General features: G+C 44.1%; 20 protein-coding genes. 7 read left to right on the top strand and 13 right to left on the bottom strand.

Annotation, left to right across the window (positions count from 1 at the left end):
- Positions 1-81 precede the first annotated feature (81 nt).
- Together ACWPOD_RS01640 and ACWPOD_RS01635 are read left to right on the top strand one after the other, a co-directional pair.
- Positions 82-1,008 carry a DMT family transporter gene (locus ACWPOD_RS01640; protein WP_456231661.1) on the top strand — a complete coding sequence of 309 codons (927 nt, stop codon included), beginning with the start codon at positions 82-84 and terminating at the stop codon, positions 1,006-1,008.
- A 94-nt stretch (positions 1,009-1,102) separates the two neighbouring features.
- Positions 1,103-1,765 carry a flagellar brake domain-containing protein gene (locus ACWPOD_RS01635; RefSeq protein WP_065646235.1) on the top strand — a complete coding sequence of 221 codons (663 nt, stop codon included), beginning with the start codon at positions 1,103-1,105 and terminating at the stop codon, positions 1,763-1,765.
- Positions 1,766-1,767: 2 nt separating this feature from the next.
- Here ACWPOD_RS01635 and ACWPOD_RS01630 read toward each other — a convergent pair whose 3' ends face one another.
- The 8 genes from ACWPOD_RS01630 to ACWPOD_RS01595 form a co-directional block, all read right to left on the bottom strand.
- Positions 1,768-2,805, bottom strand: a complete 1,038-nt coding sequence (locus tag ACWPOD_RS01630) for a DUF2955 domain-containing protein (protein ID WP_109168965.1) — start codon at positions 2,803-2,805, stop codon at positions 1,768-1,770.
- Between the two features lie 12 nt (positions 2,806-2,817).
- A complete protein-coding gene (locus ACWPOD_RS01625; RefSeq protein WP_053807920.1) occupies positions 2,818-3,876 on the bottom strand; it encodes an HlyD family secretion protein in 1,059 nt (352 codons plus the stop codon).
- 35 nt (positions 3,877-3,911) lie between these two features.
- Positions 3,912-4,367, bottom strand: coding sequence for a MarR family transcriptional regulator (locus ACWPOD_RS01620; RefSeq protein WP_005397727.1), 456 nt, complete (start codon positions 4,365-4,367; stop codon positions 3,912-3,914).
- Between the two features lie 301 nt (positions 4,368-4,668).
- Positions 4,669-7,245, bottom strand: coding sequence for a quorum-sensing autoinducer 2 sensor kinase/phosphatase LuxQ (luxQ, locus tag ACWPOD_RS01615; RefSeq protein WP_456231471.1), 2,577 nt, complete (start codon positions 7,243-7,245; stop codon positions 4,669-4,671).
- Positions 7,245-8,342 carry an autoinducer 2-binding periplasmic protein LuxP gene (locus tag ACWPOD_RS01610; protein ID WP_074190484.1) on the bottom strand — a complete coding sequence of 366 codons (1,098 nt, stop codon included), beginning with the start codon at positions 8,340-8,342 and terminating at the stop codon, positions 7,245-7,247. The genes luxQ and ACWPOD_RS01610 overlap by 1 nt, the downstream gene beginning before the upstream one ends.
- 320 nt (positions 8,343-8,662) lie before the next feature.
- Positions 8,663-8,983 (bottom strand): GIY-YIG nuclease family protein, encoded by a 321-nt coding sequence (locus ACWPOD_RS01605; protein WP_012842363.1) that lies wholly within the window; start codon positions 8,981-8,983, stop codon positions 8,663-8,665.
- On the bottom strand, positions 8,980-9,630 hold the full coding sequence (locus tag ACWPOD_RS01600) for a YceH family protein (protein ID WP_456231470.1): 651 nt from the start codon (positions 9,628-9,630) through the stop codon (positions 8,980-8,982). The genes ACWPOD_RS01605 and ACWPOD_RS01600 overlap by 4 nt, the downstream gene beginning before the upstream one ends.
- 165 nt (positions 9,631-9,795) lie before the next feature.
- The gene (locus ACWPOD_RS01595; RefSeq protein ID WP_031780656.1) at positions 9,796-9,999 is read right to left on the bottom strand and encodes a hypothetical protein; all 204 of its coding nucleotides are present in this window, start codon (positions 9,997-9,999) and stop codon (positions 9,796-9,798) included.
- A 241-nt stretch (positions 10,000-10,240) separates the two neighbouring features.
- Here ACWPOD_RS01595 and ACWPOD_RS01590 point away from each other — a divergent pair, with 241 nt between their 5' ends.
- On the top strand, positions 10,241-10,555 hold the full coding sequence (locus ACWPOD_RS01590; protein WP_005373603.1) for a DUF496 family protein: 315 nt from the start codon (positions 10,241-10,243) through the stop codon (positions 10,553-10,555).
- Positions 10,556-10,676: 121 nt separating this feature from the next.
- Positions 10,677-12,014, top strand: coding sequence for an MATE family efflux transporter (locus tag ACWPOD_RS01585; protein ID WP_167427331.1), 1,338 nt, complete (start codon positions 10,677-10,679; stop codon positions 12,012-12,014).
- Positions 12,015-12,076: 62 nt separating this feature from the next.
- Here ACWPOD_RS01585 and ACWPOD_RS01580 read toward each other — a convergent pair whose 3' ends face one another.
- Positions 12,077-14,713 (bottom strand): hybrid sensor histidine kinase/response regulator, encoded by a 2,637-nt coding sequence (locus ACWPOD_RS01580; protein WP_182037199.1) that lies wholly within the window; start codon positions 14,711-14,713, stop codon positions 12,077-12,079.
- Positions 14,714-15,328: 615 nt separating this feature from the next.
- On the opposite strand from ACWPOD_RS01580, the gene ACWPOD_RS01575 reads away from it, so the two are divergent.
- Positions 15,329-16,762 (top strand): glyceraldehyde-3-phosphate dehydrogenase, encoded by a 1,434-nt coding sequence (locus tag ACWPOD_RS01575; protein WP_006741169.1) that lies wholly within the window; start codon positions 15,329-15,331, stop codon positions 16,760-16,762.
- A gap of 240 nt (positions 16,763-17,002) precedes the next feature.
- Positions 17,003-17,224 carry a hypothetical protein gene (locus ACWPOD_RS01570; protein ID WP_005397748.1) on the top strand — a complete coding sequence of 74 codons (222 nt, stop codon included), beginning with the start codon at positions 17,003-17,005 and terminating at the stop codon, positions 17,222-17,224.
- Positions 17,225-17,370: 146 nt separating this feature from the next.
- Here the strand turns inward: ACWPOD_RS01570 and ACWPOD_RS01565 are convergent, their stop codons facing one another.
- From ACWPOD_RS01565 to ACWPOD_RS01555, 3 genes are all read right to left on the bottom strand, one after another.
- Positions 17,371-17,985: a LysE family translocator gene (locus ACWPOD_RS01565; protein ID WP_167427330.1), complete on the bottom strand. Its 615-nt coding sequence runs from the start codon at positions 17,983-17,985 to the stop codon at positions 17,371-17,373.
- 95 nt (positions 17,986-18,080) lie between these two features.
- A complete protein-coding gene (locus ACWPOD_RS01560) occupies positions 18,081-18,995 on the bottom strand; it encodes a LysR family transcriptional regulator (RefSeq protein ID WP_167427329.1) in 915 nt (304 codons plus the stop codon).
- Between the two features lie 42 nt (positions 18,996-19,037).
- Positions 19,038-19,493, bottom strand: coding sequence for an Lrp/AsnC family transcriptional regulator (locus ACWPOD_RS01555; RefSeq protein WP_005396378.1), 456 nt, complete (start codon positions 19,491-19,493; stop codon positions 19,038-19,040).
- Between the two features lie 327 nt (positions 19,494-19,820).
- Between ACWPOD_RS01555 and yjeH the strand changes: the two genes are divergently transcribed.
- The gene (gene yjeH, locus ACWPOD_RS01550) at positions 19,821-21,083 is read left to right on the top strand and encodes an L-methionine/branched-chain amino acid transporter (protein WP_006741172.1); all 1,263 of its coding nucleotides are present in this window, start codon (positions 19,821-19,823) and stop codon (positions 21,081-21,083) included.
- Here the strand turns inward: yjeH and pdxR are convergent, their stop codons facing one another.
- The gene (pdxR, locus tag ACWPOD_RS01545) at positions 21,084-22,529 is read right to left on the bottom strand and encodes a MocR-like pyridoxine biosynthesis transcription factor PdxR (RefSeq protein ID WP_167427328.1); all 1,446 of its coding nucleotides are present in this window, start codon (positions 22,527-22,529) and stop codon (positions 21,084-21,086) included.
- Between the last annotated feature and the right edge of the window lie 42 nt (positions 22,530-22,571).

Below are 22,571 nucleotides of genomic sequence, written 5' to 3'. Positions count from 1 at the left end.
TAATTACGTCAAATTTTGCCTCCCCTTGGCACGAGTTTTATTCAACAATTAACACATCATTTACAAATGGACATGCCGACAATGATCTTGGGATACGCAGCTATATTAACGACCTTACTGCTTTGGTCTGGTTTCTTTATTTCTTTAAAAGGGGGCGCAATTTCTAACTTGCAGCCAGCCGATATCGCGCTAGTTCGCTTTCTAATCCCAAGTTTAATTTTATTACCATTTGTGATTAAGCATAAGCAGGCGCTTCGCGTCGTGCCTAAACGCTACCTAACTGGTGTTGTGGTAGGGAGTGGCCTGCCCTACCTGCTGGTCGTCGGCACAGCTATGCACTTCGCTCCCGTGGCGCACGGCAGTGCATTAGTACCTGGCACTTTGCCATTGTTTGTTTCTGCTATCGCGGTGTTGTGCTATCAACAGTCGCTGAGTGCTCACCGCTTAATCGGGCTTTCTACGGTGTTGTTAGGGATTTTCGTATTCCTTCTTTCTAATAGCGGTGCAGAGTACAACTGGTCTCAATTACAAGGCCACATCTTGTTTCTAACCGGTAGCATTATGTGGGCCGTTTTCACCATCAGTGCTCGTGTTGCTAACCTTAATGCGCATGTCTGTGCTGGGTTCGTTGCAATCGCGTCTTTGGCACTGCTCATCATTGCGGTTGGCTTCGGATGGGTAGATAGTTACCTAGCGATAACGCCGAGCAGTCAGTGGCCGTGGGAAGAGTTATTTGGCCACGCGATGTTGCAAGGTGTCGGCGCAGGCTTAATCGCCTCTTTTACCTTTATCTATGCAATCCGAATTATTGGCGCCGAAGCCAGTGCTGCTTTTGGGTCATTAACTCCAGTCGTCGCGACACTTCTTGCCGTTCCAATCTTTGGTGAACAACCAGATTCACTTACTTGGTTAGCGCTGATGCTGGTAACCTGCGGCAGTATTGTGGCAAGCCAAATCTTTATGAAAGATGGAATGAGCCAAACTTATCGCCCACCACTTCACAGATAGCGATAATTTTACAAAAACTTTTGTCCTACTATCTTGAATAACAAAATGGCGTTTTGATAGCCTCGATTTAACCAATAATTAAAACGCCAATGTAATGCCTGCCACTCATACTAAAGATGAACTGCATAGATTCCTCAAACCGGGAATGAAACTTTCGACTAATTTCGAGTTTGGGCCTAAGGACCAGTATACGTATTCCACCACCTATCTTGGGATGAAAGAGAACGCGTATTTGATTCTTGATATACCGATGCGTTTGCTTGAAGAGCAAGTGATGAGAAAACTCCCAAACGCCGATGTCATCGTGCGTGGTGTATCAGATACGGAGTTAGGCCATGTCATTGCATTTAAATCCAGTGTTCTAACAACTGCGGTTCGTCCTTCGCCCCTTTTATTTATTCGAATTCCAGGAACATTTGCAACCAAACCAGTCCGGGAACACGAACGATATAAGCTGCAAATGGATTGTAAGATTGTTCATGCGGGGAATGTTTACGACGGTAGCCTTATCGACTTCTCACTGGCAGGTATTGGTATCTCAACCTTTATAGAGCCTGAATTCAACGTTGGTGAAAGTGTCACTATCGACTCTTCTCTAAGTCACTATATCGGAGAAGAAAATCGGTGTGTCATTGCCAACATTAAGAAGTTGGTGAAAGGCTGGGTAATAGGAATTAAGTTTGAAAGCCCAATAGCGATGAGTCACGAGCTAAAAACAGAGTTACTGGAGCAGTCCTTTCTAACCAGTAACGTCTGAACTTACTGCTGGCTAAAGCGCGTCGCCTCAAAGCTGTTGAGCACTCTGTGCACCGCATAGGTCAAGAGCAGAGTGACAACAATAGCAAACAAAATACTACTCACGCGATACAGCGCGCTGAACATTAAATCGCCATCCGGGGTCAGGTATTGGCCAAATAAAATACCTAATGTAGTTAATCCGCCAAACCCAGCTCCTGACCCACTAGACTCTTTTACATGCATATAGCTGAACATCATCGCGCCAATCCACAGCAATGGGACGATAAACAGCAAGGTATCCGACCAATCGTATAGTACGAGCTGCCCAGCAATACCAAAGGTTACCCCCATCAAGGTCCCCATTGCTCTTTTGCGCGCATACCCTAAAGCACCGTTCCAATGCATAGGAAACAATAAAAGCAAGGTTGTCGCCTGAGCGGACATAGAATCACTGAGGTCAAATAGCTGGAATACAAGGAAAGACATTGTAGCGATACTCGCCCCCATAAGGGCTTCATGCCGCATGCGGTGACTCTGTTTAGGCTGAGATGGTTTGGCCGGTGGCTGACGAGGCTCTGCATCAGGGATCAAAAATGTCACGACGTAGGCCACGATCACTGAAATAACATTCGCTTGTAGGTTGCTGAATATCAGATCATTTAAGTCGGTTGTTGGATAACTCGCAAAATGCAGCATGATGCTCAAGCTCAGCACGCTATTTGCCCCAAACAGGAATAAGCTCCCTTTTGACATACAGGCGAACTTATACAAAAACAACCCGAAGGCGATGATCGTCATCATGCCAGGATGTCCACCAAATAGCCCACCAAGAATACCGACCTCCAATCCGCATACGACCGCTGAAAAAATCAGCTGTCGTGCAGCATGCAGGCTCATGACTGGTACCATTCCAAGTAACAACATCGGTGTTACGGTAAAAAATACGCCATAATTCCAGCCAAAGACCTTACATAAGGTGAAGCCAATGGTCGCGCCAGTTGCAATGCGCAAACACTGACGGAAGTCGTTTTCCGACATGGGATGATCCCATAACTTCATATCGCCTCCCCGTTAATAAATGTAATGAAGAAGACTCAAAAATCGGATCTGACATCTCGCTAACCAGCCAGATAACGAGTTTTCTGGCAACAGTTGCACAGTCGCACGTGCCCCGGCCGGAAATGCGCGCTGTTGAGGTTCATCGATAGCTAAATGTAAACGTAAACGCTGCGCGTCTCTCACCCAACGGTTTGAGTCTGTCGGTGTCGCTAAACGGCCATCCGCATCAAACTGGCCCGAGCTTACCCCCGCATCCACACTCGTAATACGAGCTTCAAATACGTCACCTGGCAAGCTATCAAAGGCCACTAACGCCCGACTGTTCTGATTGAAGTGTCGCAGACTCTTTTCACGAAAGTCGGCAATAATATCCACGTCATCCGAGACTAAAGCCACAAGAGGTGTACCAGCGGCCGCATAGGCACCCGTTTCCAGTTGCAAGTTAGCGACAACGCCATCATGTTCAGCAATTACTTGAGTGTAAGACAGATTAAGTTCCGCTTGTTTTAGCTGGTTTTGTGCCACGCGGATATTTACATTCGTTGCACCTAAATCGCCTCGGTTTACTTCCAACTCTTTTAAACGAGCGCGCGCGGCCAGTAAGTTTGCTCTGGCTGCCGTTGCACTACTTTGTGCATCATCACGCTGTTGTTGCGAGGTGCCATTGCGATGAAACAATGTATCAAGACGTTTGGCTTCGCGAACTTTTTGCTCGGCGACAATTTTGCTTGCTTCAACGTCCGCTTTTGCCGCTGCAATAGAGGCATCAAGCTGTTCATTATTTTGAATCACACGCTCAAGGTTAAGTTGAGCCTTTTCTACGGCGAGCTGATAAGGCTGTGGATCAATCTGGAATAGTAGATCGCCTTGGCTTATTTCTTGGTTGTTGGCAACATAAAGATGCGTAATCTGTCCACTCACACGGGGAGCTACTTTAGTTACCACTCGCGTTGCCATTGCCTGAGGCGTCAATGGCATGGCGAGATCTGCGACTAGAAAATAGGCAAAGACAAGGACAAACGCGACGCAAGAATACTTGATCCAACGTGCGAATTTTTGATCTGGAGTCATAGGCGTTTACTTCTCTTTTAATTCGGGTTTCTGACTTATTCGCTAAGTGAATCAAGTGCATTGTGAGCAATCTGATCGAGGATCAATGAAAGCTTTTGAAGCTCTTGGTCATTGATTTCCGTCAGTAGCTTGCTCCGTACTTGAAGAATTCGAGTCTCCATTTGCTTGAGTAGGGTTTTACCTTCTTCTGTAAGGCTAACAATGCGTGCTCGCTTGTCATGCTCACTGCAATGGCGAGTGATCAGAGATTGCTCTTCTAATAGCTTTAATGTGCGCATCAGCGATGCCAACTCAATCTCAAGCGCTTCAGCCAAATGCTTCTGACTAACGTTGTCGCCCATTCGATAAAGTTTCCATAACGCAGTCCAACGCGGGTACGTCAGGTTTAAAGGCTCCAACTCGCGATCTGCAACCATTTTCCACAAACGGGCAACACGAGATAACTTTTCAGCCAGAGAAAGGTCGCGCAAACTGTTGATGTCTTGAATCATAAGATCTACTCAATTACTTAGCTTGCTAAGTAATATAAAATAGTTAGCACGCTAAGTAAATAAGTTTTTGTGATTTAAATCACATAGAATATGCCATTGGGGAACAAGTTTGCGTAACGCAACGTAGTACTTGGGTTGAATAGTAGTGATATACGACACTAAAGGTGATATCAGCACTCCTGGCTTATCAACAAGTGAAGCATTGAGATACAAAAAAAGCACAACCCTAAGTTATGGCGTTGTGCTTTTCGGTTTAGTGAGCGATTGAATTATCAATTAAGGCTCATAGCGAATGAGTTCATCACGTTCGTTCAATTAAGAATCGCTGCTTGAAGTCAACAAAGGCTTCATGCAGCGCATTTTCTTTAATCGGTTTGAGCAATACGTAATTCGCGCCCGCCTCCATAAACGCATCACTGGTTTCTTTCGCCGTATCGGCAGTACAAGCATAAATTGGCGTGCCTAACTTCAGCTTCTGTCGGATCTCTTTGGTTGTTTCAATTCCTCCAAGATGCGGCAGTTGGTTGTCCATCAAAATCAAATCGTAAGTATGATCTTTTAAGAACTCCATCGCTTCCAATCCATCTTTTGCCCAATCAACCTGCATTTTGTACTTGTTACAAAATGCTTTGAGAATGAAGGCATTAGTATGGTTATCTTCTACCAACAGTACTTTTAGACTCTCTGCGAATAACTCACCAGGTTTAACTCTCAAGCTTGAATCAAGAGGGGTGAGCACTCGCTCACGATCTTTCACTGGCATTGTAATAACAAAGGTCGTGCCTAAACCTTTTTGACTACGTACTTGAACGTCACCTTCCAGCATATCGACGAGGCTTTTCACAATGGTCAGTCCCAAGCCACTGCCACCGTATTCTCGAGTGGTCGTTGCTTCCTCTTGAACGAAAGGTTCGAACATTTGGTCAAGCTTATCGGGCTCTATGCCGATGCCCGTATCCGTAATTTCCACTACCAACACACTATTTTCAGCGCCGTAGAACTGCTCCAGTTCAGCATGCAAGCGTACGCTGCCCGAGGGGGTAAACTTAACTGAGTTACTGACTAAGTTGAATAAAATTTGGTTCAGACGAACTTGGTCAGTAAAGATTTCAACATTGGGATCAATCTTGTTTTCAATGACGAGGTTAACGCCTTTATTTTCGCAAATTGGACGATAAATGTTTTCTAACGTTCGAATCGTGTCAGTGAAAGAAAACGGGTGCTTTTGAATATTAAACTTACCCTGCTCAATCTTCGAAAAATCCAAAATATCATTCAAAACAGCAAGTAAGTGCTCACCACTATGTCGAAGTACGTCAATTTGGTTATTCTGTTCTTCCGTTTCGACCGAGTCTTTTAATAATTGAGCAACTCCTAGAATGCCATTGATTGGCGTTCGGATTTCATGGCTCATTTTAGCCAGAAAATCGGCACGTGCTTGGGCGGATTTTTCTGCCTCTTTACGTGCCAAGTTACTTTGTTTTTCCGCTTCAATAAGCGTCGTAATATCCTGACCTTGAACAATGATACCGCTGATATCACCGTCAACTCGAATCGGCGATAAGTTCCAGCGATATACCTTGTCTCCAATTGGTACATTGACGCCAGTTAACGTGGCTCCTTGAGCTGCCATTCGCAGGTGCGGCATCAACTTTTCTTTGAAGCCTTTAAACACTGGGTGCATGGTTTCAATGTCGTTTTCCATGACCAATTCTTTGCGGGCTGCCGGGTTGATTTGGATGAGTACACCAGACTCTGACCACACCATAATCGGCGATAACGCAAAGTTAAACAGATCGCGGAATGAACGCTTTTGCGCTTCCAGCTCTTCAAAGGTGTTTTCTAGTGTCGAACCAATATGATCGAACTCCTCGATATCCGACCCGCCAAACCGTTCGAACCTTTTTTCTTCACGAGCCGAACGAGTGTATGCCATCAACGAGCCAAGCTCTTCGACGACTCGATTCTCAATCCACTCTTTGGTCATCAACGCAATCATCACCATCCCGATAACCGAAGCCAGCATCGCTAAAAGGTGCTGGATTTGCAGCGTCACAACACTCTGATTGTCCTGCACGGTTAGTAAACACAAATCCGTCGTGGCAGCATTGACTTCGATAGGGGTTTTAATGATCAACAACTGGTCAAGCTTTTGCTGAGACTCTCGCCGCTTCAGAACATCAAATATCTTGTACGCTTCATCTCCGACTAGTGAGCTAGCTAGTGGCGTATCGTTGGCCACCAAAACAACATTATCAACGTTCCCTTCGTTTTTTAGTCTTTCCATCAACCCGAAGTTGTTATCTAGAACAACAACATTGTAAGAATACCCCATCACTTCACCGGTTTTAGGTTGTAAAACCGGTACACGACGCAGTAACAGGTGGCGAGTTCCCATTGGGGTATGTGAAGGAAGGTAATACCAATTGTTGCTAAAAGTCACTTGGCTCGCGAGGTCATTGAGAATCAAGTTATTGATGCCATAGAAATGCGCATTCCCATCATCCCAAATAATGCCTTGATGATCGGTGAGAAAGCGAAATTCTGGCGTATGAGAAGGATCACTCTGGTCAATACTCATGAAAAAGTAATTGAGAGCTTCTTCATCCCGTTCTGTATAAAAATCTAAAACAACATCACTCTTCGAGTTACTGTTGTGATGAATCTGAATCGCAGCAAAATGGCTATCAAAAATATTAAGAATCAGCGCTGACGTCTGTTGCTTAGTTCTGTCGACTTCCTGCCAAATAATTTGCTTCGAGAAGTAATAACTCTGAACGAAGATACCTAAAATGATCGGAGCAAGTACGAGAATGATTATTTTCGTAATAAGCGTCGACAATGAGCGACGCTTTCTTGTTTTTGATGTAGTTGTCATCAATTGTCTGAGTATCTAAATGCGCGTTTTCTTAATGCTTCAATTCTTTCTGGAGAATCAGATTTCGTGACGACTTCAAAATCACCAGAATAAACGGTTGGAACGGGTTTCCCTTCAAGATCCCACTTAATCGCTTCTGCCATTGCAATGCCAGTATCATCGTTCATACGCATAACAGTAACGTCTAACTCCCCTTTCGAAAGCGCTTCTAATTCTGCAGAGCCGCCACCCCAGCCGTTGATCATGACATCATCACGCCCTAACTCTTTCAGCGCATCAACAGCACCTAGCGCAACATCTGTAGAACACGCATAAATAAAATCGACGTCAGGGTATTTTTCCAAACTCGCTTTTGCTGCTTCATACCCAGACTGCTTTGTCGCTTTGGTATAATAAGCAGATTGTAGTTCAAAGTTGTTATCACGGTTGACTTGATTGATAAAGGTGTTGCCTCTGATATCGCTGATATACCCTTCTGAAAAGTAGAGCACACTATAATGGCTCTGTTTTGGAAAACGCTTACCAAACTCCACTGCAAGCTCACGGCTGCCTTCAGCATGATCAAAACCAACATAAAGGAACGGTTGGTGATCCTCCCAATCTCTTACCGGTGTAGTGATATTTTGTAAGATCAACTTGGTTTTCTTTGAGTCTAAGACGTGTTCAACAAACTTACGATGCCTAGTGGTATCGAGAGTGAAAATCAGATAATCGGAGTTGCTCTTCAGCGCTTCCATTAAAGACAAACTTTGTTGCTTAATATCTGCGTTGGGACGGGTAAATACTTGATTAAGTTGATAGTCGATATCGAGTTTATCTAAACGCTGTTCAAATGCGTCGATATTTCGAATCCAATAATCCGAAATCTGTTGACCTGGATAAACCACAGAAATTTTTAACGGACGCTTTTTGTCTCTTTCAACCGGAACGGGAGTCTCTCGCACGGCGTCAGCCAACGCATTCGTTAACTGCTTCTGTTCTGGAAACTGGTCTAAAAATTCTTGATATGCCCAATACCCGTTGAGGACTTGAGTGGCTTGCGCTATCGGCGCGACAGTGGCCATTGACATCAGGGAGAATACTAACGCTTTTTTCATCTACTGCTCTTTTAGCTTTTTATGAGCCTAATTCAGCTCTATTCGTTACCTAGCCGAGTCATCCTTTACTCTTGTAATCTACCTTCCTCTGAGTGCCTGTTTCAATAATAAATTGGTTCTTAGTCTGAGTTGGAACGAATAAACGTTTATTGTGTACCTAATTGTAAGGTCACAAAATATCATTTCTCCTTTTCATACTCTGAGTGTTTAAACAGAACACCAACCCATTATGCGTCAGTTTGTTCTTACATGGTACTCCAAAACTAAAAAGAAACCGCCTCAGTGGACGGTTTCTTTGTTATTCGGCATGTCGCGAACGCTTATTTCGATAAAGCCATTTCTAACATCATCTGCTGATTTTCATCAACGACAATACTTGCTTTTGACGTAACAAGCAGCTCTTTCTTAGCTTTTGTTAGTTGCTTAATATAATACTCAGCCCGCATGGCAAGTGTCTTTGAATCAAAATCCGAAGACCACTCCAATACCAAGGGACCTTTTCCTTTTAAAGCTTTCGCTCCTTTGCCCGTTTGGTGCTGATTGAATCTTCGCTCAACATTGTTTGTGACACCGCAATACAGCGCATTGCGGTTATTTCGTATCAAATAGACACTCCAACGCTGCGCTGTATTTTCAATCATGAAAGTAGTGACTCGACCTTAGCTTTTAGTTCATCGAGCTCTTCTTTAAGCTGAGCAACTTCGAGCTCTAACTGGCTGACTCGATCAGAATTAGAGCCAGCCGCTGACACTGGCACTGCTAGCTCAAAGACGTCAACGTCGCCACAGAACAAATGCATATAGCGTGACTCTCGCTTTCCGGCTTCACGCGGTAACTTGACCACTAATGGCCCTTTGTCTTCGCTTGCTAAGTGCTCCAGAACCGTTTCAACTTCTTTTACATCATGAAATGTCGCGAGACGATTGGTACGAGTGCGAATTTCCCCAGGCGTTTGAGCACCACGCAAAAGCATACAGCACACGATTCCCTTCTCTTGTTCTGTCAGTTTTAAATCACCAAACTCCGTATTACAGAAACGGTGCTGATACTTGCTAACACGGCTGTTAAACGCACTTTCGTCACTGACGAGCCTACGCTCAATTAGAGCATCAACGGCATCGAGAACGTCTGACTCAGAGAGCGACATTACGGGATCACGGTTGCTTTTTTGATTACACGCGTTGGTTAAAGCGTTTAGGCTGAGGGGGTAAAGATCTGGGGTGGTGACTTCTTTTTCGATCAAGCAACCAATGACTCGTGCTTCAATTGCCGTTAGCTCAACTTTCATAATGCATTTCCTTATTATTTTTGCATTTGACTTGGTACCTAAATCGCTTCGAAATCATGCATCATACATTGGCAAAGAGATGCAAGAAGCGTTAACGATTCAGGTGTCGGTGTCAGGCTAAAGCATAGCGCAAGACCTGGCACCCTTTGCGAATCGGGTCAGGTATCAATGCTCCGAGAGAATTGGCACTTTCGTCAAATTGCCATCTTGATCAACCATCATTATTTTTGAACGATTCAGCTCAACTTCGATGATTTCGAGTTGCTCGCGAGCGTTGATATACGCTGTTTTTAACTTTTCAGCCACAGAGCGAGTGGCTTGCTCATTATCTTGACTACTTACTTGCTCCGCAGTGTTCCCAGAGTCCATATCAAGTTCATCATTTTGCATTCAATGGTGTTGATAATATAGTGAAGGCCACGTTATGACAATGCATCGATGGATTCTACGATGTTGCCCAAAACTCGATTAAAGAAGCGTGATTATGTAGACACATCGCAATTGGTTGAGAAATGTTCAACTCTGCATTGTGATTGATCTAAAGACTGTTATGCCACTGGATGTTGTGCTTTAATCGAGGGAGATATTCATAAAATTAGGAAAGAGAACTATGAGTAGCGTATTTGAAATCGTTAACCAAGCTCGTCGTAAAAACAAACTAAAACGTGAGCTGCTTGATAACGAAAAGAAAGTTCGTGATAACCGCAAACGTGTTGACCTTCTAGAAAACCTTCTAGATTACATCAAACCAGAAATGACTCACGATGAAATCGTCGCAATCATCAAAAATATGAAAGCAGACTACGAAGATCGTGTTGATGACCACATCATCAAAAGTGCAGAAATCTCTAAAGCACGTCGTGACATCAGCCGTCGTATTCGCGAACTGACTGAAGAAGACAAGCAAACTAGCGGCAAAAAATAAACGCTTAAGCTAGATTTTCCAACCCTGAGTAAGGCTACCTTACTCGGGGTTTATTTTTGTCTCTAAACTAAGCGCCGTGTACAATCAATCCAACTCTTATTCCTAACGCATTCAGCTTTCTATGTCCTCAACTACGACAAGTACACAACCAACACTTGCAAAACAATTATTTACGATGACTTGGCCAATGCTATTTGGCGTTCTATCTTTAATGAGCTTTCAGCTTGTAGATAGTGCGTTTATCGGTCAGCTCGGCGTTTTACCTTTGGCCGCTCAAGGTTTTACTCTTCCGTTGCAAATGGTCATTATCGGCATTCAAGTCGGTTTAGGTATCGCCACGACTGCTGTCATTTCTAAAGCGCTTGGTGCGAATGAAAGTCGTTATGCCAAACAGCTCGGTGGCTTAGTTTTGATGATTGGCTCAATCGGTGTAGCCGTTTTTGGAGGGCTAATTTGGCTTTTGCGCTACCCCATTTTATCTCTATTAAGTGCTCCAGAGTCTGTGATGCCGATTATCGACAGCTACTGGCCTTGGTGGCTGCTAAGTTCATGGACTGGCGCGGTTTTATATTTTTACTACAGTATTTGCCGAGCTAACGGCAACACCATGTTGCCTGGCACAATGATGATGGTGACCAGCGGCGTGAACCTTGTGCTCGATCCACTATTTATTTTCACGTTTGACTTGGGCATTAACGGAGCCGCAATAGCAACCATCGTTGCTTTTGGGTTTGGTATTTTAGTCGTCGCGCCTCGCGTAAAAAAGAATCACTGGGCAACAACGCAGTGGCAAGACCTCAACGTAACTAAAAGTGTTGCGTCTATCGGTAACATCATGGGACCTGCGATGATCAGCCAACTGCTGCCTCCGTTGTCGTCCATGTTGGCAACAAAGTTGTTGGCAAGCTTCGGGACCGCAGCAGTCGCCGCTTGGGCGCTCGGTTCACGCTACGAATTCTTTGCTATCGTTTCGGTGTTAGCGCTGACAATGTCTATGCCCCCAATGGTCGGGCGCTTACTTGGCGCAAAGAACTACCAAGATATCCAATCGCTAGTCAGTATTGCCGTAAAATTCATTCTGGGCTTTCAACTTTTGATCGCAGCCATTACGTTTGCCGTCGCAAACCCACTTGCACTACTGATGACCAGTGATGTTCAAGTAGAGCAAGTATTAGAAATGCATTTGCTGATTGTTCCTATCAGCTTAGGTTCACTAGGTGTATGTATGTTGATGGTTTCTCTTTGCAATGCATTAGGTAAGTCTTACACCGCGCTCACCATTTCAGCGCTACGCTTGTTTGTCTTTTTCCTTCCTTGCTTATGGGTTGGCGCTCAAATGGGGGGAATCCGAGGTCTACTTTTAGGCGCTTGTATGGGCAACATTCTGGCGGGCATTTCCGCTTACCTAACCTATCGACAAACCATACGTAAACTCGCTGGCGCTCAAGCAAACGCATAACAATACATGGTTAAAATAAAGCCCCTTTGATTGGGGCTTTATCGTCTTGAAATGTTATCGATTTAGGCGAGTTTTAATTCATTGAAGAGCTCAAATAGCTGATTCGATTTATAAGGCTTAGGTAAATAAGCATCCATACCTGCAGCAAAACAGTTGTGAATGTCTTCTTCCAAAACACTCGCGGTGAGCGCAATAATGGTCGTTTTCTCACGCCCGGCTTTCTTTTCCCAACGACGAATTTCTTTCGTCGCGGTCAGTCCATCCATCACCGGCATCATACAATCCATTAAAATTGCATCGAATTCTTCTCCCTTTGTGATGGCTTCCAACGCTTCTTGTCCATTGCTTGTTATCAAATAGTCATATCCTGCTTTATCCAGAAAGAAACTCGCTATTTTCTGATTCATCAAGTTATCCTCCGCGATTAAGATCCTCCTGTGAGAGCGCGACGTTCGATATTCAGACTTTGGAATACCATTAGTGACAGCGTCACTTGAAATGGTTTTTTCTACCTTCGCTAAATCGTCAATGACATGCTTAAATCGATTGCCAAGAAAAGGCAATGTGAGCACAGCATGTACTCTTTCTGCATTGTCGTAGGGAGTGGATAGATGATGCTGACAAATAATCACACGACGAAGATCATACTTGAGTGACAACTCATCTAAGGCTTCATCCGTATTGGAGTCGTCACTATGGCACAGAAATATGACATCAAAGTCATCGTTTATTGCTTTTACTTCATTAACATTATTCGCACCAAAGAGATTGATTTTCGCTAATCGACACTCTTTCAAAAGTTGATCAGCGTAATCGTAATTTGTGCAGATCAAGAGCCCTTTATTTATCACGTCCGAGCGCCAGCCAAACATCGGAATAACGTCAACCTCAATAGAGAATTCAAAGCATGTGCCCACTCCTTTTGTGGATGTCGCTATAAGCTGCCCTCCCATCATGGATACCAGTTGACGACAAATTGCCAATCCCAGCCCCGTTCCACCGAACTGCCTCGACACCCCTTCATCTTCCTGAGTAAAGGGTTCAAAAATCGTCGTTAACTTATCTTGTTCAATGCCTATCCCGGTATCTTCGACTTTAAACATCAGCGTTCCGCGCTCGTTCTCAGGTAACTCGTCATAACTGACATCAACACGTATATGACCGCTTTCGGTAAACTTGACCGCATTCGATACCAGATTCGTGATGACCTGCTTGATGCGATGATCATCAACCATCACTCGAGTTGGAATGTTTTCAGCTAAGTTAATCCCCAGCTCTAGCTGTTTAGATGTGGCTTTGGATTGAAATAAAACCATCGACTGGTACACCACCTCTCGGATATCGGCCTCGACTAGCGACAACTCCAGTCGACCAGATTCGATTTTAGAAAGATCCAAAATATCGTTAAGCAAGGTAAGCAATGTTTGAGATGAAGAGTCAATGTCATCAACGACTTCTTGTTGATGGGAAGATAACTCGCTTTGAGAGAGTATCTCCGTCATGCCCATAATACCGTTTAGGGGGGTACGTATTTCATGCGACATGTTGGCAAGAAATACTGATTTAGCGCGATTAGCAGACACTGCTGACTCTTTAGCATGGAGTATTTCGTCTGTTTGTCTCTGCTTTTCTTCAACCACTCGATTCACTTGCTGAGCGAAAATCGTCAGTTCATCACTGCCATCGACTTTGACTTTCGTCTGTTTCTCTTCATCGTTGATCAGCGCCGTTAAGGTATGAATAATCGCATCTAGTTTGCTATTAACCCGAAACCAAGTGCCAAAGCCAAGCCAGCAAAGCATGACGATAACCAAAATAACGCCAGAGGTAATCATCGCAATATTGGTCTTTTGTTCATGAACTTGTGTTAGGAGCGATTGCTCTGTTTGTTTCGTGAACCCATCAATGAGTACTTGCAAGCGTTGCACACGGAAATCGAGTTCTCTCAAATACGCTTCATAGTCACTACGTGACATGTCCCCTGACATTAATCGCCCACGAGATGCCAAATTTCTCTGATATCTGGGCGACGTAAACAAGCCTAGCAGTTTATCAACTTGATCGTATGACCCTCCTAAATTTAAAAACGCATCCAAATTTTGCTGCTGTCGATCAATAGCCTGAAAAAACAGACTCTGACTCAACCGACTCTTAGGATCTTGAACTAGGCGATGCGTCAACCAGGCTTCTTTCTGTGTCCAAAAAGACAGCTGAGCAAGGTAAGCAATAAAATTCTGCATTCGAATACCGTCCTCACTGCCATACCACTGATGATTTTGTAGCAAAGAGCGCGACATATTTTGAAGCAGTTGAAATGCCCAATCGCCAAGGTCATCCATCTCGTCCAACCTACCGGATAATACCCCTAGCATGGCCTCTTTCAGCTCATCAGCATATTCCGCGGTATTGGGGTTACTGACGAATTTTTGATGCATGGAAGAAATAACACCGTCTTGTTCTTCTATATTAAGTGCGGCTGATGCTTGAAGCGTAGGCTGGCGGCGTGCTTTCTCTATGGAGTATATAAAGTGAGAGGCTTGGGATATCAACTGGAAACCTTGGATATTGATTACCGTTTGATTGAGACGGCTTACGCGCAACGCATTGTCAGAAAACTGCTGAACTGCAAAAACCACTATCACCACCGTGGGTAATAGTGCGAGGAGTGCTAAGCGTGTTTTTATTGATAATCTCAACATCCATCAGCCCAATGGTTGATCTCATCCGATTATTTAATACTAGACTAGTTTCTAGCATTGAAAGGCATATACGACATGGTTACTTTAAAACAACATTCACCTACCAAAACCATGGTCATTCCGCTTATTTCGCCATCGGTCAATGAAATGGTAATTGTGACTCGAATCATACTTTTTGATCTTCAAGCTGAGTACAAACAGTGAAGTTTCACTCATACCTAAGATGCACATCACTTTTCATAAAATTCCAAACCATATGTTCACCTATTTCGTTGCCTTATCGAGACAAATCACACAAAAATGCAAACGAATTAACAGTGACAACAAAACTAATTTGAAAACACACATTATCATCGCGAAAAAAGTGGATGACTTTTTAAATGTCAATACGTGAAAACCACCGCTTTAGTCACATTAATTCACCACTAACACGACCTTAACTAGTGTTTTACACTGGATTTAATTTTCCTAGCAGAATAAGGGCTCCGACCTTAGAATCCGCACACATAACTATTACAACCCGATTACATAACCCACCACACTCTTGCACGCTGCCGAAGAGGCAACAGCAGAGAGTATGGTTAGCCCCCAAAACGTGAAAGGTCTAATACAACAATGAGTCCAGAGAAATATCTCCAAGACTGGCAAACTAGCCAAACGATTGCTGAATCTATTTCCCCTCTAATTGGTAAGCTATATCGTCAAAAAGGAATCGAAGTGGTTCTGTTTGGTAAAACGCTTATCAATGCTACTACTATAGACATTCTCAAAACTCATCGCGTTGCAAGACGTTATACAGGCAGCCCACTCTCACTTGAGCACACGATGCCTATCATTCAAGCGCTATGTGAAATGAGCATTTCTTCGTGTCGTGTCGATGTTGGCCAATTGGCAACTAAGTACTGGAATGAGCATGACGATACTGCATCTCTAAATGATTTCCTTATCACTGCACTCGATGGCGCACGCGATGCAGACTCTTCATTGAAAGCGCGTGATGTAGTTCTTTATGGTTTTGGTCGCATTGGTCGACTACTAACTCGCCTTCTGATCGAGAAAAGTGGCCCAGGTTACCCACTACGACTACGAGCGATTGTGGTTCGTGGCGGTAAAAAAGGCGATTTAGAGAAGCGTGCTAGCTTACTGCGTCGTGACTCAGTCCACGGTCAGTTCAACGGTAGCATCGTGATCGATGAGGAACGTAAAGCTCTGATCGTTAACGGTAACTACATCCAAATCATCTACGCAAACAATCCAAGCGAAGTGGACTACTCTGCTTACGGTATTAACAACGCGCTTGTTGTTGATAACACAGGTGTTTGGCGTGATTCTGAAGGTCTAAGCCAACACTTAGCGTGTCAAGGTGCAGAGAAAGTGCTGCTAACGGCACCAGGTAAAGGTGACATCAAAAACGTTGTATTCGGTGTAAATGAATCAGTTATTCAAGAAGATGACACCATCATCTCTGCAGCGAGCTGTACCACAAACGCAATCACGCCGGTTCTTAAAGCGCTGAATGATAAATATGGTGTCCTTTCTGGTCACATCGAAACCGTGCACTCATACACAAACGACCAAAACTTGATCGACAATTTCCACTCTGGTGACCGCCGTGGACGTAGTGCTTCTCTGAACATGGTTCTAACTTCAACTGGCGCAGCTAAAGCAGTAGCAAAAGCACTGCCAGAGCTAGCTGGTAAGCTAACAGGTAACGCAATTCGCGTACCGACACCAAACGTTTCGATGGCAGTCGCTAACCTAAACTTAGGTGAAGACGTAGACCGTGATTCACTGAACGATTACTTGCGTGAAATGGCGTTGAACTCTGAGCTTTCGGCACAGATTGACTACACCGATTCAACAGAAATTGTATCAACTGACTTAGTTGGTTCTCGCCATGCAGGCGTCGTGGATGGTCAAGCGACTATCGCACAAGACAAACGTTGCGTACTTTACATCTGGTACGACAACGAATTCGGTTACAGCTGCCAAGTTGTGCACTGTATGGAACAAATGATGGGTGTTCGTTACCAAACATTCCCTCGATAGGTGAACTTTGCTCCACAACGTTAACCACATAGCGTAACGGACAATATCTCATATTTGTTCTAAATAATAAGCGCGAAGCGCATTACTAATATTTTTCCCCGTTTATACGCCTGATCACCCTCAGGCGTTTTTTCATTTCGCTCATTTGACACTCTCCGGACAAAGTAAAGACTATGATTCATGTTTTGTTCATGTTCACAGCATTAATCTGAACACATGAATTACAGAGAGGTCATGATTATGAATCGGATTATTGTTACCGCACTAGCACTGATTACGGGCTTTTTTACATTAGTATTTAGCTTGATCATTGCGATTCCGTTGACCATCGCAGCGTTAATTACAGGCAAGCGTATTGAGAAGCGCGTGAAGAAAATGCAGAAAGAAATGCATGAAGAGTATGAATTCAATACTGGTAAAGCCGATGCTATTGAAGGTGAGTTCGAAGAGGTTCGCCGATAAGTAAATAGAATTTATATAAGTTTCTCTCCCCCGACTGCTCCTGAGAAACTTCTTGCTTTCACCCTGTCTTTTACAATGGCAGGGTGCTTTTTTACAAAAAAGGCAGCCATCCGGGCTGCCTTTAATATTTTGTTGTCTTGGCAAATTTATACGGTTACGACCACTCGAAATGCCAATAGCATGAGAACAATCCCTGACAAACGATCAATTAACACTGCTTTAGAACGAATTCTGTCCACCACTTTAGAGCTTGATAACACTAGGGTGATAAAGGTATACCAAAGCCCGTCCACAACAAATGGTGTAGCCACAATGATCATTTGATTGCTCAAATCATTACCTAGCGCTACAAACTGACTAAATAGTGCGATAAAAAACAAGGCAATTTTGGGGCTTAAAATCGAGATAAAAAAACCTTCTCGAGCAGACTGGCTTACCGTTGTTTCTTCGCCTGACTCCAACTTCGCCGCCACACCGCCTTTCGAACGCAGCGCATTGAACCCTAAATATGCAAGATATGCCGCGCCTGCAAGGCTGATCGTCTTGAACAACATCGGGCTTTGCTGCAAAACAACAGCGAGGCCAATCAGCGTAATAAACGCATAAATGCCAATTCCAAAAGCGTGTGCCCAAGCCGTTGCCAAACCATTGATGCGTCCACCAGCCAAGGCATGTTTTGCCACAATCGCTAGGCTAGGCCCAGGTGACATAGCACCGAGTAAACACACGGTAAAAAGTGATAACCAAACTGTTAGTGTCATAAATAACCTCTCTCCATTTGAACTCAATCTATCAATTGAAGAGCTATAATTTGAAATCAAAGTTTCGCATAAAAGTCATGATTTAAAATCATAACCTAATGAATGGAGTATTCCGATATTTTCATCACCGCGTGGATTTGCTCTCGCACCCACTGATGAGCTGGATCATTGTCGTATTTAGGATGCCACATCAGCCAATATTCATGGGTAGGTGTCTCAAAAGGAAGCGCTTTATGAACCAAAGGCCAGTGCTTGGCCAAATTATTTGCAATGTGCTCCGGAACTACCATTAAGTGCTCACTTGAGATCAAACGATTTACCGCCGCAGAGAAAAAAGGCACTTTAAAGGTAACATGACGCATCAGCCCCCTGTCTTTTAGTGCCATATCGGTACTTGAGTCTTTGTCTCCCCCACCCGTCACTTGAATATGCGAATGACTAATGAGGTCCTCTACAGAAATCGAAGCCTTACCAGCTAAAGGGTGAGACGCCTTCATCAAACAAACTGACTTATCAGAACCAATATTGATGCTAGATACACCTTCAGGCTGAGTGGGATACATAGAAGAAGCAAGGTGGATTCCTAACTCGTGAAGCTTATCGATAAAATCTAGCTGCCACAGTCGATACGCCAAATCCAATTGTGGTGCTTGTTCACCCAAGTGAGATGCAATATCGGGCAAAACGTATTGTGCCACGTAATCGCTTGAGGCTATAACCAGCTCGCCTTGCCACAGTTGCGGCTCAAAAGGTTTGTCATCGAGTAAATGGTCAAACTCAGCCAGTAACGCATCAAGCTTTGATTTTAATGCTATTGCTCGCGGGGTTGGTATCAGCTGATTACCTTGACGAATAAGCAGTGGGTCACCACACAGATCGCGCAATTGTGCAAGCTGTCGGCTAACCGCAGACTGAGTAATGTGCAAACGTTCTGCAGTTCGGCTGACATGACACTCTTCTAAAAGTACATGCAAGGACCTAAGTAGATTCAAATTGATGTTGTTTAACATACCGGCTCAAGAAGGTTTAATAAATAATGGCACCCATGATGCTTATTTCACAAACTGGTTGCCAGTCGTATTAAAGAACTCAGCTAAAACGGTATGAGTCATGAGGTGCCTTAGCTCTGGGTAACGTTGAATTTGATCTCTGATTTCGTTCAAACGAGTCATCGTAGGTACTTCGACAAAAACCATCATATCCGTTTCACCACTGATTGCATGGCACCATTTTACGCCATCGATTTTGTATAGTTCGTCGGCATATGATTCGCAATAATACGTGGATGTAGATTTATCGAACTTTAGAGCAAAATAAGCACAAATCGAGTCCCCGCCTGAAGAGGCAATTTCAGCGTGATACCCGAGAATCACTTTGTCATGTTCTAGCTTACGAATACGAGCAGTCACCGCAGAACGAGAAAGGTTCACTTTATCCGCAATTTCAGTCACCGACAGCCGAGCGTTGTGTCGGAGAAGATCCACAATCTTGTGATCAAACTTGTCCATATACTTACCAAGCTTTCCTTATTTTTCTCATTCTATACCGATTCTAACTGCATAAGAAACCAACATTTTGTTGGAAATATTTAAAACAACCGTCATATTGACGGTTCAGTAAATCATTTTGTTATTAAGATTTTGGATATGCTATTTGGTAAGCATGAGATGAGCACCGTTATCCATTCAAATAAAAGAGCGATAACGCATTGAAATCAAATACGCTTCTTATGCACTCAGCGCACTAGCGGGCTCATTAAACTCCAATAAATGAGATAATTAGAAGCCACAAGCGTTTTCGTCATAAGCTCTACAACATTGGATGAATCAATTAGCATGGAACAGCTCAAAAAAGACATTTCACTCACATCCGGTATCGCCCAACTATCCACAACATTAATGGGAACGGGGCTTTTTATGATACCAGCCATTGCAGCAGGCATAGCGGGTCATTTTTCACTATGGGCCTGGATTTTATTATTCATCGCCATTTGTCCTATTGCGCTGACTTTTGCCCAGCTAGGCAAGCGATATCCCAACGCGGGCGGAACCGCATTTTTTGTGCGTAAAGCATTTAACGCCAAGCTGGAAAGTAGTGTAGCTTGGCTATTTGTTAGTGTCATTCCGGTAGGGGTTCCGGCCGCGATTGCACTCGCCGCAGGCTTTCTACAGCAAATATTGCCAGAGCCTATTAGCAATAATCTGTTTGCACAAATTCTAACGGTATTACTTCTTGTGTTCGTCAACTTGATGGGCACTAAGTCATCAGGTCATTTACAAACTCTTATTGCTTTGAGTGTCTTTGCGCTCGTTGGCACATTTTTATGGAAAGGTGACGTTAACAGCGCCGATCTCGTGATGCCAGCTATCACACAAGAGTCAATTTGGCCTATTACCGCAGCGCTTGGCGTGATGTTCTGGTGTTTTGTTGGCATAGAGGCTTTTGCTCATATGGGGGAAGAATTCAAAAACCCTCAAAGAGATTTCCCTATTGCCATTATTGTCGGTTGTTTTGTAGCGGGAGCTACGTACTGGGCTTGCTCTGTTGTTATTTTAAAGTTTGGTGCATATGGTAATGCTCAATTCGATAATGCATCGATTCCATGGTTGAGTGCTCAACTACTTGGCGATGGGGCCAAATGGATAATCAGTTTGATCGGATTCTCCGCTTGTTTCGCGAGCGTTAACTTATACACACAGAGCCTAGCGCGAATGGTCTGGGCTCAAGCTCGGGAACATCGTCCTTACAGCCCACTAGCCAAGATTTCGCGTCGTGGTGTCCCTTTCTCAGCCACCTTATTAGTTGGCGGCGTACTGCTAATATCTTGCGTGATAGGAACGCTATCGCAGCTCGATCTGGAGTTTTTCCTAAAACTAGCAAATAGTGTATTCGTTTTGGTTTACATGTTGGCGATGTTAGCCGCTTATAAATTGCTTCGTGGGTTTGGTAAAGCGCTTGCGGGACTTTCTCTACTGCTTTGTACCGGTGTTTTTATATGTTTAGGCTGGTCAATGTTTTATGCACTTGGCATTTTCACTCTACTTTTACTGCCTTGGAAACAGTGGCGACATAAACGACAAACACGCGCAGTTGAATAGTCACCGCTTCCCATGTCGAAAAATTTGGGCTAAACGTTGGATACCAGCGTCTATGTTCTCTAACGCGATATTACCGTAACCAAGCACGGCACCATGCCAGTGACGTGCTCGGAAACCTGGATGTTCATAATAGCTCAAAGGTCGCAAGATGATCCCTTCATGTTCTGCCAGTTTTGTAAAACGCAGCTCATCCATACCGTTTTGCCATTTCAACGTAATATGAAGCCCCGCCGCTTGGCTAACGACGCAAACACTGTCGCCAAAATGCTGTTGAATGGATAAATGCATCTGTTCATGCTTAGTTTTGTACAGTCGACGCATTTTTCGAATATGACGTAATAACCCACCTTCAGTAATAAAATCTGCCAACGCTTCTTGAGTGTGCGTCGGTGAATCACCACTTAACGCATCTTTAACCACCAAACATTGCTCTACTAAACGTTCAGGAACCACAAGGTAGCCAAGCCGCAATCCGTTAAACATTACTTTACTGAAGGAACCCACATACAACACACGATCATCTCGACCCATTTGAGCGGCTAGCCCCTGTAAGCTGGTGTAGGGACGATGAGCAAACTGAAATTCGCTGTCATAATCATCCTCGATTATCCAACTTGATTGTTCGACCGCCCAGTTGATGATCTTTCCTCTTTGCTCGGTATTGAGTGTGGTACCCATCGGATATTGATTACTTGGTGTGATATACAGCGCATCGGCATCGCTTGAGGTCACAGCTTCCACATCAAAACCTAATTTCTCTCTTACGAACAAAGGCTCAAATTGATAGTTTTGGAACTGAATCAACTTCCGCATTTGCGCGTAACCCGGTTGCTCCATCAAAACCTTATCACCTTGTTTTAGAGCTACCATCGTCGCGATTGACAACGCTTGCTGTGCCCCAGAGGTAATAATAATGCGCTCTGGAGAACAATTCACTGAGCGACTTGATGCGAGGTAGTCAGCTAAAGCACTGCGCAATGCCCAACTGCCCTGAATATCTTGATTCCCCAACAAGCAGGGGCGGGACATGTGGCGAGCAAGTAACTTTTGCCATTGCGCCATCGGAAATGCGTCCAAATCCGGCACACCCGGTGCAAATGCGCGGTTGATGTCAAAGTTGGTTTTCGGTGATGAGTCTCTCTGAACTGAATTAGGTTCAGGCAAGTACTGCTCCGGCAGTTCTACGGCAACATAAAAACCCGAACCTTTTTGGCTGTTCAAGTAACCTTCCGCCACTAACTGCTCGTAAGCAGAAATCACGGTATTCCTACTTAGATTAAGCGCTTGTGAAAGCTTCCGCGTAGAAGGCAACTTCCCATTCTTCACCCACAATCCTTGAACAATTTTCTTGCGAATAGCAAAAAACAACGCTTGCTGACGCGTTCCATCACTGTCTTTTAAATGCAGGTCACCGATATCAATCAAAGACAAACTGGATCCATCCATTAGTTAAAAGTGGCTCTCTTTAAGCTACCAGTTAAACGCTAC

This window comes from Vibrio sp. JZG120 (assembly GCF_053890955.1).
The sequence above is the reverse complement of the archived record's forward strand: the minus strand, read 5'-3'. Positions and strand labels throughout refer to the sequence as shown.